The 13,722-nt window shown below is 57.2% G+C and carries 11 protein-coding genes and 1 pseudogene; 10 read left to right on the forward strand and 2 right to left on the reverse strand.

The genetic code is table 11. From position 1 onward, the window contains the following. Positions 1 to 216: 216 nt before the first annotated feature. Entirely contained in the window at positions 217 to 1,374 is a 1,158-nt protein-coding gene (locus IHN22_RS05680) for a site-specific integrase (protein WP_087268104.1), read from the forward strand. Positions 1,375 to 1,652: 278 nt separating this feature from the next. Here IHN22_RS05680 and IHN22_RS05685 read toward each other — a convergent pair whose 3' ends face one another. Beyond that, positions 1,653 to 2,117, reverse strand: coding sequence for a M56 family metallopeptidase (locus IHN22_RS05685; RefSeq protein WP_191434057.1), 465 nt, complete (start codon positions 2,115 to 2,117; stop codon positions 1,653 to 1,655). Next, positions 2,114 to 2,491, reverse strand: a complete 378-nt coding sequence (locus IHN22_RS05690; protein ID WP_191434059.1) for a BlaI/MecI/CopY family transcriptional regulator — start codon at positions 2,489 to 2,491, stop codon at positions 2,114 to 2,116. Before IHN22_RS05690 ends, IHN22_RS05685 begins: the two co-directional genes overlap by 4 nt. A gap of 228 nt (positions 2,492 to 2,719) precedes the next feature. Here IHN22_RS05690 and IHN22_RS05695 point away from each other — a divergent pair, with 228 nt between their 5' ends. From IHN22_RS05695 to IHN22_RS05735, 9 genes and pseudogenes are all read left to right on the forward strand, one after another. Beyond that, a complete protein-coding gene (locus IHN22_RS05695) occupies positions 2,720 to 3,847 on the forward strand; it encodes an ROK family transcriptional regulator (protein ID WP_087268095.1) in 1,128 nt (375 codons plus the stop codon). Positions 3,848 to 4,075: 228 nt separating this feature from the next. After that, positions 4,076 to 5,071, forward strand: coding sequence for a sugar phosphate isomerase/epimerase family protein (locus IHN22_RS05700; protein ID WP_087188598.1), 996 nt, complete (start codon positions 4,076 to 4,078; stop codon positions 5,069 to 5,071). Between the two features lie 20 nt (positions 5,072 to 5,091). After that, the gene (locus tag IHN22_RS05705) at positions 5,092 to 6,234 is read left to right on the forward strand and encodes a Gfo/Idh/MocA family protein (RefSeq protein WP_191434061.1); all 1,143 of its coding nucleotides are present in this window, start codon (positions 5,092 to 5,094) and stop codon (positions 6,232 to 6,234) included. A 64-nt stretch (positions 6,235 to 6,298) separates the two neighbouring features. Beyond that, the gene (locus IHN22_RS05710; protein WP_191434063.1) at positions 6,299 to 7,393 is read left to right on the forward strand and encodes a substrate-binding domain-containing protein; all 1,095 of its coding nucleotides are present in this window, start codon (positions 6,299 to 6,301) and stop codon (positions 7,391 to 7,393) included. A 76-nt stretch (positions 7,394 to 7,469) separates the two neighbouring features. Then, on the forward strand, positions 7,470 to 8,981 hold the full coding sequence (locus tag IHN22_RS05715; protein ID WP_191434065.1) for a sugar ABC transporter ATP-binding protein: 1,512 nt from the start codon (positions 7,470 to 7,472) through the stop codon (positions 8,979 to 8,981). 4 nt (positions 8,982 to 8,985) lie between these two features. Beyond that, positions 8,986 to 9,993 carry an ABC transporter permease gene (locus IHN22_RS05720; RefSeq protein ID WP_191434067.1) on the forward strand — a complete coding sequence of 336 codons (1,008 nt, stop codon included), beginning with the start codon at positions 8,986 to 8,988 and terminating at the stop codon, positions 9,991 to 9,993. 29 nt (positions 9,994 to 10,022) lie between these two features. Then, entirely contained in the window at positions 10,023 to 11,333 is a 1,311-nt protein-coding gene (xylA, locus tag IHN22_RS05725; RefSeq protein WP_191434068.1) for a xylose isomerase, read from the forward strand. 65 nt (positions 11,334 to 11,398) lie between these two features. Continuing rightward, positions 11,399 to 12,881 (forward strand): annotated as a pseudogene (gene xylB, locus IHN22_RS05730) (xylulokinase). A gap of 467 nt (positions 12,882 to 13,348) precedes the next feature. Beyond that, on the forward strand, positions 13,349 to 13,722 hold a 374-nt coding region (locus IHN22_RS05735; RefSeq protein WP_191434070.1), incomplete at its 3' end, for a hypothetical protein.

Here is a 13,722-nt window from a genome sequence, read left to right on the forward strand (position 1 = left end):
CCATCCGCAAAAGTGTCAGGAGCTAAAATCTGCTTCTGGCACTTTTTTGTGGCTTTTTTGTGAATTTGATTAAAAAGTCCTTGACAACTCGTTTCGGGAGTGCCTGGATTATCTAAGCAAGGCATACTCAATATAACGAGAACACTGGAACCCCCTGGCATTGTATGCTATAATTAGTGTACCGTGCTAGGGGCTTTTCAGTAGAGAGGAGGATTTATGGCTGAAAAGCGTAAGGATAGCAAAGGGCGCATTTTAAGAGCTGGAGAGGGGCAACGTCCCAATTTGACTTACTATTATCGTTTCCGCCGCAACAGTAAAGAAAAATGGAGCTACATATATGCGCCTACGTTAAACGAGCTGAGAGAAAAGGAAGTTGAAGTACAACGTGACCTGCTAGATGGGATTGACTATATAGCTGGTGAGACAACGGTTTTAGCTTTGGTGGAGCGATACATTAATCTCCGGCGTGGATTAACGCAAAATTCCCAAAGAGCTTACGGTGCTGCCGTCAACCGCATTCGGCAAGATTCATTCGGACAGCTTAGAATTAAAGATGTGAAACGCTCAGAGGCAAAAACGTGGTTTGTCTCGCTCCATGACCAGGGCATGAAGCAAAATACCATCGGTGTAATACATAGTGTGCTGCGTCCTGCTTTTGAAATGGCTGTTGAGGATGATATGATTCGCAAAAATCCTTTTAAGTTCAAGTTGTCTGATGTGGTTCCCAAAGACGCAAATGTGAGAAACGCCTTGACAAAAGCACAACAGGAACGCTACCTAGAATTTGTTCGTGATGATGGTGGAAACTATTACAATGACATTGTGATTTTGCTGGGAACAGGATTGCGTGTAAGTGAGCTATACGGTCTCACCCTATCTGATGTTGATTTTGAGCGTCGGTGTATTCGTGTAACCAAGCAGCTATGTCGAACCGCTGAGAAACCCTATTTTGTAACATCACCGAAAACCAAAAGCGGTATTCGAGTGATCCCTATGACAGATTCCGTGTATATGGCTTTCCGTAATGTGGTGGAGCATAGAGGGAAACCCAAAATCGAGATGATTGTTGACGGTTACAGTGGTTTCCTTTTTTTGGACAAGGATAAGCGTCCTAAGGTAGCAATGCACCTGGAAAACTACATGAGAGGGCTTCAAAAACGCTATTTGAAATCTCACGGCAACACGTTACCTACGATTACGCCCCATGTATTACGGCATACTTTCTGCACCAATGCTCAGCAGGCTATGCTGGACGTTAAAAGCCTCCAGTATATCATGGGACACTCTACCGCCAGCGTCACCCTGGACGTTTACACACACAGCAACTATGAATCCGCTGAACGGGCATTTCGACAAATTGCGGCCTCGCTTTAACATCAGCGAGCTTACACACTATTTACACACTTTTCCCTCTCGGCAATGTGGATTTGCGTAGATTTGCGTGAATTTAGAGAAATACGCAAAATTAGAAAACGCCGGAAAAGTTATGAAATCGAATATAATCCATCATTTTTCAATCATTTTACGCTACATTGTGATGATGGTGAAATAAATTTTCTCAAGGGCGGTATGTACTAATCCAATACCAAAAGTTTGGGCCCCCGGAACGCTGTTCCGGGGGCCTTTTCTTGTCAGATTTGCAGGGGACAGCATCAATCAGACCGATCCGGCCCGCTACTGGTAACGGCCGCCCAGGTTCTGCCGCCGTCGCCGGTGACAAAGACACAGGACAGCGTATCCTCCTGACCGCCATCATAATACATACTGACTGTAAGTAGAGTCCCTACGTCCAGAGCAGCACCACTGGGTATGGCAGCCTGTTGTGCAAGGTCTGCCGCAGCAGGTGGGAGAGTGGTCTGTGCCTGGGACAGCTGAGGTACTTGGGCTGATCCCTGCCCAAGTACGGTTGCCATCCCTTGCTCCGCCGGGGCAGGAACGAAGTTTTGCAGGGAAAAGGCGCTCTCCACGCTGCCTGGAATCAGCAGCCGGGCGGCAGGCAGCAGCCACAGGGCGTAGAGGATCACAGGGGAGATGCGCCTGCGGAAGAGTGTGCGCAGGAGCAGCAGCACGGCGATGAGTAAAGTCCCCTGTACGGTCATTTGCAGCAGCTGTGTCATGAGCCTTCCCTGCCTTTCCGCAAAAGCGTGATCAGCTCTTCTACCTCTGCGCTGTCCAGCGCCTCTGAGCTTACCAGGGACTGGGCCAGCAGAGCCACGTCCCCACCGTATACCCGGTCCAAAATCTGCCGGGTCTCCTCCTGTACCGCTGCTTCCTTCTGAATCAGTGGCCGGTAGAGCTTTACCGGCTTGGCCTCTTCACAGGAGATGGCCCCTTTCTTCTCCATACGCTTCAGGAAGGCGGCTACCGCCGGCTTGCTCCAGTTCTGGGCCGCAACACCGTCACAGATCTCCCGAAAGGTAGCAGTCCCTCGTTTCCAGATTTCCTGCATGATGAGCCACTCGCTGTGAGAAAGAGATACACTGCGTTCCATACCACACCTCCATTAACTATTTGTCTAATAAGACTATAGCGCATCTCGAACGGGAAGTCAAGAAGATATTAACTAAATAGTTAATGAGGCCAGCGGCTGGGGAAAGCAGGGGGAGGTGCCCTTTCCTTCACGAGCTGAAAATTCTTTCAGGTGCCCCCTTGCATTTTAGACCAGAATATGATAGGTTGATAGTAATAGAAAATACTTTTATAAAAGAAGGGGTGGCGTATGCAAAAAGCGTTGACGTCTGCGGCCCTGAAACAAACCAATCGGCGAAGAATCTATCAATATATTTATCAAAACGGGGAGCCGGTGACCAAGCAGGAGATTGCCGGGGCCCTGGGGCTGAGTTTGCCTACGGTATCCGGTAATCTGAACGATTTTCTGGAGGAGGGCCTGTTGTCCTATTCCGGTACCCAGGCCTCCACAGGCGGGCGGAAGCCCAGGACCATCTCCCTGGTGGCGGACGCGCGGTTTTCTGTGGGCATCTCCATTATGGATGACGCGGTGCGGCTGGTGGCCATCAACATCCGGGCTCAGGAATTGGGATACCAAAAAGTGTGTAAGAAGTTCAGCCACAGCCCCCATTATTATCAGGAGGTGGCCCAGCTGCTGGAGCACTTCCTGGACGCGCTGGGGCTGGATCGAAAAAGGCTGCTGGGCGTGGGGATCACCGTTCCGGGCATTGTGGATGCCGAGCGGGAGCGGCTGGTGTTTGCCCCCACGCTGGAACTGCGGGATATCCCTCTGGCTGAAATCACAGGGGCCTTTTCCTACGCAGTTCGTGTAGAAAACGACGCCAATGCCAGCGGATATGCGGAGAGCTGGGCAAGAAGCGAGAGCAGAAATTTGATTTATCTCTCTCTGGAGCGCGGCGTGGGCGGCGCCATCCTGATGGGGAACAAGCCCTATGTCGGGGACAACGGCCGCAGCGGCGAATTCGGCCATATCTGCATTGTGCCTGACGGCAGACCCTGCCGGTGCGGCAAGCGGGGCTGCCTGGAAGCCTACTGCTCCACATCCCGGCTCAGCGATGATCTGGGCATTACCCTGGAGGAGTTTTTCTCCATGCTGAAGTGCGGCAACTACCAGATTGCCCTGACCTGGGAGCAATATCGCCATCACCTGACCGACGGCCTGGCCATCATTCGGATGGGCATGGACTGTGATATTGTGTTGGGCGGAATGCTGGCGGCCTATCTGGAGGATCAGCTGGATCTGATCCGGCAGGAGGTATGCCAAAAGACCCTCTTTGACGAGGATGGCGCATTTCTGACTTTGGACCGGTTCAAATCTCACAGCGCCTGTGTGGGCACGGCCCTGCACGATGTGAACCGCTTCTTGGATTCCTTTTAATGAAATAAGAAAAAAGGGACGCCCGGCAGCACTGCTGCCGGGCGCCCCTTTTTGGCAAATGGCACATAGCACTTTATACAATCTTTTCGGCAATTGGGAGAAATGTCAAAAAGGGGATTGACTTTTCATATTTGAGAGTGTAATCTAATGGCAAGAACTTTAGTAAATCTATTTTATAAAACGGATTTACGATAGCGTAACGGTGATAAGGAAAAGGAGGAACCAGCTATGGGCAAGCGACCTGTTACTCTGTGTACCTGTCAGTGGGCGGACCTGCCTCTGGACGAATTGTGTGCGCTGGCGGAGAAGATGGGCTATGATGGCCTGGAGATCGCCTGCTGGGGCAGCAATCTGGATCTGGACCGGGCCCTGGAAGACGAGAGCTACATCCCCTGGGTGCAGGAGACCCTGAAGAAGCACAACCTGATCTGCAAGGCCCTGGCTACCCACATCATCGGCCAGTGTGTGGGCGACGCGCCCGATCCCCGGCTGAATAACTTTGCGCCCGCCGCTCTGGCCGATCAGCCCGACGCCATCCGCCAGTGGGGCATCGATACCATGAAGAAGGCCGCCGTGGTGGCCAACAAGATGGGTATCAAGATCATCACCGGCTTTACCGGCTCCCCCATCTGGCGCTACCTCTACTCCTTCCCCCAGACCACCGAGGAGATGATCGAGGACGGCTACAACAAGATCGTGGAGCTGTGGACCCCCATCCTCAACGAGTTCAAGAAGAACGATGTGAAGTTTGCGCTGGAGGTCCATCCCGGTGAGATCGCTTTTGACTACTACTCCACCAAGCGCCTGCTGGAGAAGTTCTCCGACCGGCTGGAGTTCGGCATCAACTTCGATCCCAGCCACCTGATCTGGCAGGGCATCAAGCCCCACCTGTTCCTGTCCGACTTCCGTGACCGCATCTACCACGTCCACATGAAGGACGCCGCCGTCACCCTGGATGGCCGCAGCGGTCTGCTGGGCTCCCACATTGATTTCGGCGACCTGCGCCGGGGCTGGAACTTCCGCTCCCTGGGCCACGGCGACGTGAACTTCGAGGAGATCATCCGGGTGCTCAACGACATGGGCTACGACGGCCCCCTGTCGGTGGAGTGGGAGGACAGCGGTATGGACCGCATCGACGGTGCCACCGAGGCCGCCGCCTTTGTCCGCAAGGTGGACTTCAAGAAATCTGATATCAAGTTTGACGACGCCATCTCCAATGGCTGAGGAAAGGCAGGTCTGAAAGCATGGCAAAAGAACTGAGATACGGCATGGTGGGCGGCAGCGTGTACGCCTTCATCGGCGAAGTGCATCGCAAGGCCATCGCCTTTGATCCCCGGGCGGAGCTGGTGTGCGGCTGCTTCTCCAACATCCCGTCGGAGAACGAGGATACTGCCAAGGCCTACGGCATCGATCCCGGCCGGATGTATGCCGACTACAAGGAGATGGCCAAGGCGGAGGCTGCCCGGGAGGACGGCATCGATTTCGTCTCCATCTGCACCCCCAACTTCCTCCACTATGAAATCGCCAAGGAGTTCCTGCTGGCGGGCATCAACGTGGTGTGTGAGAAGCCCCTGTGCTTTGAGGTGGCTCAGGCGGAGGAGCTGGAGGCCCTGGCCAAGGAGAAGGATCTGCTCTTTGCCGTGACCTATACCTATCCCGGCTACACCATGAGCCGGGTTATGAAGGACATGATCGCCGCCGGCAAGATCGGCAAGATCGCCGCCGTCAACGCCGAGTATGTGCAGGACTGGCTCATCAACGAGCTGGAGCCCCAGGAGGGGGCCAAGGAGAACCTGTCCGTCTGGCGGAAGGACCCCAAATTCTCCGGCATTTCCAACTGCGTGGGCGACATCGGCACCCACATCGAGGCCTATGTGAACTACGTCACCGGTCTGAAGATCAAGCGCCTGGCCGCTACCACCAATAAGTACGGCCACGCTCTGGACCTGAACGCCAACATCCTGGTGGAGTACGACAACGGCGTCAACGGTGCCTATTGGTGCTCCCAGATCGCCGCCGGCCACTACAACGGCCTGGTGGTCCGGGTCTTCGGCGACCAGGGTGCTCTGGAGTGGCGTCAGGAGCAGCCCGACTATCTGTATTATACCCCCAAGGGTCAGGCCATGCAGGTACTTACCCGGGGCGGCAACGGCATTGACCAGCCCGCTGGCGGCTACAGCCGTCTGCCTGTGGGCCATCCCGAGGGCCTGTATGTGGCTTTCGCCAACATCTACCGGGACTATGTCACCGCTCTCATTGAGAAGAAGGCGGGCCGGCCCTACAACACCGACTCCATCACTATGGTGGACGCCGGTGTGGACGGCGTGAAGTTTGTCCACGCAGTGGTGGAGAGCGCCGAGAAGGACGCCGCCTGGGTGGAGCTGTAACCAACATAGGGCATTTTTTGCAGTAGAAGCTGCGGAAAATAAATTGACAAGGAGGACAATGAACATGAAAAAGTATCTTGCGCTCATTCTTGCCATCGTCATGTCCCTGAGCCTGGTCGCCTGCGGCGGCGGTTCCGGCGGCAGCAGCGAGACCCCCAGCGGCGGCGGTGAGACCCAGACCGGCGGCCAGACCGCTTCCGGCGGCGACATCTACGTCCTGGTGCCCAACGCCGACCACGGCTGGACCGGCGCCGTTCTGACCTACGCCCAGCAGAAGGCTGAGGAGGTCAATGCCGAGGGTACTTACAATGTGGTCGTGCAGGCCGCCACCGACGCCAAGAACCAGCAGGAGCAGATCGACGACCTTCTGGCCGCTGCCACGCCTCCCGCCGGCATCGTGATCCTGCCCTATGACAACACCATGGAATCCTCCATGAACAACATCGCCGCCACCGACATCCCCTTCATCATGGTGGACCGCATCATTGACAACCCTGTGGTGCAGGAGAAGGTTACCGCCAACGTGAAGGGCGATAACGAGGGTATTGGTAAGGCCACTGCCGAGCGCTTCATCGCTGACGGCCTGCAGCCCGGCGACAAGCTGTACGTCATGATCGGCGACACCTCCTCCGTGCCTGAGATGCGCAACAAGGGCTTCACCGAGACTCTGGCTGCCAACGGCTGGACCGAGGAGCAGTTGGCCACCATCGAGTACTCCGCCGCCACCGGCTGGAGCCGTTCCACCGGCAAGCAGCTGTTCATCGACTGGATCAACAGCAAGACCGTGGAGGAACTGGGCGAGTATCACTACATCTTCACCCACGACGACGAGATCGGCATGGGCATTCTGGAAGCTCTGAGCGGCACCGAGATCGAGCAGGCCAAGAAGGACGCTTTCCTGGAGTCCATCAACTCCATCGGCTCCTCCTCCGGCCTGGGCGAGATGTACGAGGTCCTGTCCGGCACCCACGCCAACACCGCCTATCCCGACATCGTGGCCAACTTCGACCTGTTCTCCGTCACCTATCCTCCCAAGATGATCCAGAATGCCGTGGATGACATGATCAGCCATCTCAACGGCGAGACCGTGGAAAAGGATCATACCATCACCGTCGACGTGGTCGACTCCACCAACGTGGCCGATTACGAGGGCTTCTAAACCAGACCGAGCGGCGGTCCCCGCGGGCGCTGTGCCGCCCACGGGGACCGCTGTTCCTTAAAGAGGGTGCCTGACCATGAAACTATTACAGATGACCGATATCACCAAACGCTTCTTCGGCGTCACCGTGCTGGACAAGGTCAGCTTCGACGTGGAGGAAGGGGAGGTACACGCACTGCTGGGCGAAAACGGCGCCGGCAAGTCCACCCTGATGAACATCCTGGGCGGCGTCCACCAGCGGGACGGAGGCACCGTGGAGTTCTGCGGGAAGCAGATGGATTCCATCACAGTCAAATCGGCGGACGAGGCCGGGATCGCCTTCGTCCACCAGGAGCTGAACGTCATCAACGACCTGACCGTCTATGAGAACCTGTTTTTGAACAAGGAGATTTTGGGCAGGTTCCGCCACCTGAACAAAAAAGAGATGATCCGCCAGTCCCAGGAGCTGTTCAACCGGCTGGGGGTGGACATCAACCCCACCGAGATGGTGGGCAGCCTGGACACCAGCCGCAAGCAGCTGCTGGAGATCGCCAAGGCCCTCCACGCCGAGGCCAAGCTGTTTATCCTGGATGAGCCTACCACGGCTCTGAACACCGAGGAGATCGAACATCTCTTCGGCATCGTGCGCCGGCTGAAAGGGGAGGGGAAGTCCTTTATCTTTATCTCCCACAAGATGCCGGAAATTTTTGAGATCGCCGACCGCTATACCATCCTGCGCAACGGCTCTTTCATTTCCTCCGGCCGCATCGCCGACATCACGCCGGAGGAAGTGACCCGGCAGATGGTGGGCGAGGGCTATGTGAACCAGGAGGTTTATGAGGCCCGCAAGCTGGGTGAACCCATCCTGGAGCTGGAGGGACTGACCGGCAAGGGCTTCCACGATGTGAACCTGTCCGTCCGCAAAGGCGAGGTGCTGGGCTTTACCGGCCTGAAGGGCGCAGGCAGCAGCGAGCTGATGCAGGCCGTCTTTGGAGTGGTCCCCTTTACCGCCGGAAAACTGAAGGTATGGGGCAAGCCGGTGGCCTCCGGTACCATCCATAAGGCCATGAAGGACAAGGTGGCCATGCTGGCCGCCAATCGGAAGGAAAACTCCGTCATTCCTGATATGACGCTTCTAGAGAATACATATTGCGCTGAGCACACCCTCAGCGGCCGCCATCCCCATATCCATGTGAAGCGGGAGGCGGCCAAGTACAACAAGCTCAAGCAGATGCTCAACATCAAGGCGGAGAGCCATGAGGACCTGATCGTCAGCCTCTCCGGCGGCAATCAGCAGAAGGTGATCCTGGCCCGGTGGCTCAACACCGAGGCGGAGATCCTGCTGCTGGACAATCCTACCCAGGGCATCGATGTGGGCGCCAAGACCGAGATCTACAAGCTGATCCAGGAGCTGGCCAAGGCGGGCAAAACCGTCATCGTCAATACCCTGGAGATCCCGGAGATCCAAAAGGTGGCCGACCGCTGCGTGGTGTTCTACCACGGCGGTGTCCAGGCCGTGCTGGAGCGCAGCGAGATCACCGAGGAGCGGGTCATGCTCCTGGCTACCAACGCATCCGCCATCCGCGCGGAGCAGGGACAAGAGGTGTGAGACCATGAAAGAGAAGAACAACGCGGCCGCTCTGGTCAAAAGTATCTGGCACAAATATAACTTTATCCTGATCTTCCTGGCCATCCTGGTGGTGTTCCTCATCATCAACCACGGCGCCACCACCATGACCACCCTGATGAACATTCCACGTCACTCCACCGTCATCGGCATCATTGCCCTGGGTATGGGCCTGATCATCCTGACCGGCGACATCGATCTGTCGGTGGGCTCCCAGCTGGCGCTGGTGGGCGGTCTCACCGTCATGGTGTTCAACAACACCAACAACATCGCCCTTTCCTTCCTGTTTGCCGTCTTCATGGGTGTGATTCTGGGCCTTATCAACGGTGTGCTCATCGGCCTGGTGAAAATGCCGGCCTTCATTGTTACGCTGGCCACCATGCTGATGTACCGCTCCATCGCTCAGACCGTGATGAACAGCAACAACTGGACCATCTATCAGCTGGACGCCGGCCTGTCCCAGTGGCAGCCTCTGTGGGTCATCGGCAACCAGTCGGTGATCCAGATCCCAATTCTGGTACTCATCCTGGTGGTGGTAGTAGCCATCATGACCTACCTGTCCACCAGTACCAAGTTCGGCAAGCGGGTGTATGCTCTGGGCAGTAACGAGCGGGCCGCGCAGCTCTCCGGTATCAATGTAAGCATGACCCGGGTGCTGGTCTTTGTCATCGCAGGCGTGCTTATGGGCATCGCCTCCTTCCTCTATGTGGCCAACGTGGGTTCTGTGGACCCGGCCACCAGCGGCAAGAACTATGAGCTGTACGCCATTGCCGGCGTGGTCATCGGTGGCATCAGTATGTCGGGCGGTAAGGGCCGCATCCTGGGTGTGGTGTTCGGTTCTATGTCCTTTACCATTATCGACAAGATCATCACCGCTCTGGGTCTCAACCCGCTGATCAACGACACCATTAAAGGCGCCATCCTGCTGCTGGCCATCGCCGTGCAGATGCTGCCTGCCATCACTCAGAAACTGCGTAAGGCGCGTACAGCATAATTCTGAAATGCAAAAGGGAGGGTATCGCTATGAAAACCTATGAGGAAATTGACAAAACTGTCTATGAGGGGCCGAACAGCAACGAGCCCTTCGCCTTCAAATACTACAACCCCGATGAGGTGTTGGCGGGCAAGCCTATGCGGGAGCACCTGAAGTTCGCCATGAGTTACTGGCATACCATCTGTGCCGAGGGTGTGGATATGTTCGGCAGCGGCACCATGGACAAGAGTTTCGGCCAGAGCGACCCCATGGCGAAGTTCCGGGCCAAGGCGGATTTCGCCTTCGGCCTGATGGATAAGCTGGACCTGGATTACTACTGCTTCCACGATGTGGACATTGCCCCCGAGGGCGCCACGGTAAAGGAGAGCATCGAGAACTTCAAGGTCATGGTGGGCTACCTGAAAGAGCTCCAGGAGAAGCACAACAAGAAGTGCCTGTGGGTCACCGCCAACAACTTCGGTGACAAGAAGTTCATGGCTGGCGCCGCCACTTCCTGCAGCGCCGACGTGTATGCCGTAGCCGCCGCCAAAGTAAAAGCCTGCATTGACGCCGCCATTGAGCTGGGGGCCACCGGCTATGTGTTCTGGGGTGGTCGCGAGGGCTACGAGACCCTGCTGAACACCGACATGGGGCTGGAACTGGACAATCTGGCCCGCTTCCTGACCATGGCCCGGGACTATGGCCGTGCCCACGGTTTTACGGGCGACTTCTACATCGAGCCCAAGCCCAAGGAGCCCACCAAGCATCAGTATGACTTCGACGTAGCCACCTGCATGAACTTCCTGCGGAAGTACGGCCTCACCGGCGACTTCAAGATGAACATTGAAGCCAACCACGCCACCCTGGCGGGCCACACTTTCCAGCACGAGCTGCGCACCGCCATTGTCAACGATTCCTTTGGCTCCATCGACGCAAACCAGGGCGACCTGTTCCTGGGCTGGGATACCGACCAGTTCCCCACCGACGTGTACAACACCACCTACTGCATGATGGAGGTGCTGAAAGCCGGCGGCTTCACCAACGGCGGCCTGAACTTCGACGCCAAGACCCGCCGTCCTTCCAACACCCTGGAGGATATCCTGCTGGCCTACATCGCCGGTATGGACTCCTTCGCCCTGGGTCTGCGGAAGGCTCTGGCCATCCAGGCCGACGGCCGCCTGGACCAGTTCGTGGAGGACCGGTACGCCAGCTACCGCAGCGGCGTGGGCAAGACCATCGTAGATGGCACCGCTACCCTGGAGTCTCTGTCCGACTATGCCATGGGCCTGGAGAAGATCGACGTGCCCAGTGGCCGGCAGGAGTATCTGGAAACCATCGTCAACAACGTCATGTTCCGCTGAGCGCTTGTGCGCGGAGGGGCGCGCCCAGTATGGCGCGCCCCTTTACATTGGAAAGGAGAAGGGCTATGGCATATCTGATGGGTGTGGACCTGGGCACCTCCGGCACCAAGACCGCCCTGTTTGACGAGACAGGCCGCACCGTGGCCTCCTGCACCGCCGATTATCCCCTGGCCCAGCCCCAAAACGGCTGGGCGGAGCAGGACCCGGAAGCCTGGTGGAAGGCGGCCTGCGAGACTATCCGGGGTGTGCTGGACCAGAGCGGCGTTTCCCCAAACGAAGTAAAGGGCGTGGGCCTGTCCGGCCAGATGCACGGTTTGGTGATGCTGGATGGGGAGGGAAGGGTGCTCCCAGGAGATCACAGAACTGGTAGGGAAGGAGCGGCTTATTCAGCTTACCGCCAACCCGGCTCTCCCCGGATTTACCGCCGGTAAGATTCTGTGGGTACGCCGCCATGAGCCGGAGCTGTACGCCAAGTGCCGTCACATTCTGCTGCCCAAGGATTACCTGCGCTATAAGCTGACGGGAGAGTTTGCCACCGAGGTGTCCGACGCCTCGGGCATGAACCTGCTGGACGTGGCCCACCGCTGCTGGTCTCAGGAGGTGCTGGACAAACTGGATATCGATCCCGCTCTGCTGGGCAAGCTGTATGAGTCCGTGGATCTCACCGGCACGGTGACGGCGGCTGCCTCTGCTGCTACCGGCCTGGCCCCCGGCACACCGGTGGCGGGAGGCGCGGGCGACAACGCCGCCGCCGCGGTGGGCACCGGCGTGGTGCGGTCGGGACGAGCCTTTGTCACGCTGGGCACCTCCGGCGTGGTATTTGCCCACGCCGATCAGGTGAGCATCGACCCCGGCGGACGGGTCCATACCTTCTGCGCCGCCGTGCCCGGAGCGTGGACAGTGATGAGCTGTACCCTGGCCGCCGGTCTGTCCCTCCAGTGGTTCCGCAACCAGTTCTGCGCCGAAGAGCGGCAGCAGGCGGCGGAGGAGGGGGTGGACCCTTACGATATCATGACCCGGGAGGCAGCACAGTCTCCCATCGGGGCCAACCGGCTGCTCTACCTGCCCTACCTGATGGGCGAGCGGTCCCCATTGCTGGACGAGAAGGCCAGAGGCGCTTTTATCGGCCTGTCCGCCATGCACGGCCGGGGAGATTTGATCCGGGCGGTGATGGAGGGCGTGTCCTACTCCCAGCGCCAGTGTCTGGACATTTTAAGGGAGATGGGAGTGGCCCCCGACCACATCATGGCCTGCGGTGGCGGCGGACGATCCCCCTTCTGGCGGCAGATGCTGGCCGATGTGCTGGGCTGCACCGTCCAGACCGCCAAGGCGGCTCAGGAGGGGCCCGCCCTGGGCGCTGCTATCCTGGCAGGCGTGTGCGCCGGGGTGTACCCAGACGTGCCCGCCGCCTGCGACGCCATTGTCCATCCCGATCAGTCCTGCGCCCCCAACAGCGGGGACAGCGCCCGGTATGAGCCCTTCTACCGGCTGTATACAGAACTCTATCCCGCCCTCAGAGACAGCTTCTCACAGCTGTATGACCTGTAACAAACGCGGCGCTGCCCACCGGCAGCGCCGCGTTTTTGCGGTGCAGCTTGAGAAACACGGCCAGAAGAATACCGGCCAAGAGGATGGATTTTGCTATGGGAAACACAACTAGATAAAGAAAAATATACCAGCAGAAAAGGCGCTGTTACATATATTACACAAAAATTTTTCAGAAATAATACGGTGCAAAGGCTGATATTACTAAAAAAGGCTTGCACCCGAAGGAATGTTTTGTTAAAATAACACTGCATCAAACGGAGCGGTTCAACCGCTGCGGACCGGGGAGAGATGGTGCTGCCCGGAAGAAAGGAAGGAAAGGGCCAGGAAACAGAAGGGAAAGCCGGACGGACCGTCCGGCTTTTTTGGCCAAATCTGCAGTATGGAGGTGAGAGGGCAGGATACATCCGGGAGAAGAAACGGCTGCGCGGGTGCGTGGCCTCGTGTAAGGAAGGATGGATGATGATCGTATGAGACGGAAGCTAAAACCCCTGCTATCCACGTTATTAACCATCGCTATGATCCTGTCCCTGCTGCCCACCGCGGTTTTTGCGGCTGGTGAGACGGGGACCTATTTTAAAGTCACTGAAAATCAAGATGACTGGAGCGGCGAATACCTACTGGTCTATGAGGTATCGGATTCTGCCTCCTATGTGTTCAACAGTAGCTTGAGCAAGCTAGATAACGCTAATAACTATGTGGAAGTCTCCCATGAGTCAGATTCCATCACTACTCAGCGGGACTATGCCGTTACAGTGGAGGCTGTGGAAGGCGGCTATGTGATGCGCTCCTCCAGCGGCAGCTATCTCTATACCCCCTCCGAAAGAAATACTATTGCAACTTC

This window comes from Flavonifractor sp. An112 (genome assembly GCF_904377885.1).
Taxonomy (GTDB): domain Bacteria; phylum Bacillota; class Clostridia; order Oscillospirales; family Oscillospiraceae; genus Flavonifractor; species Flavonifractor avicola.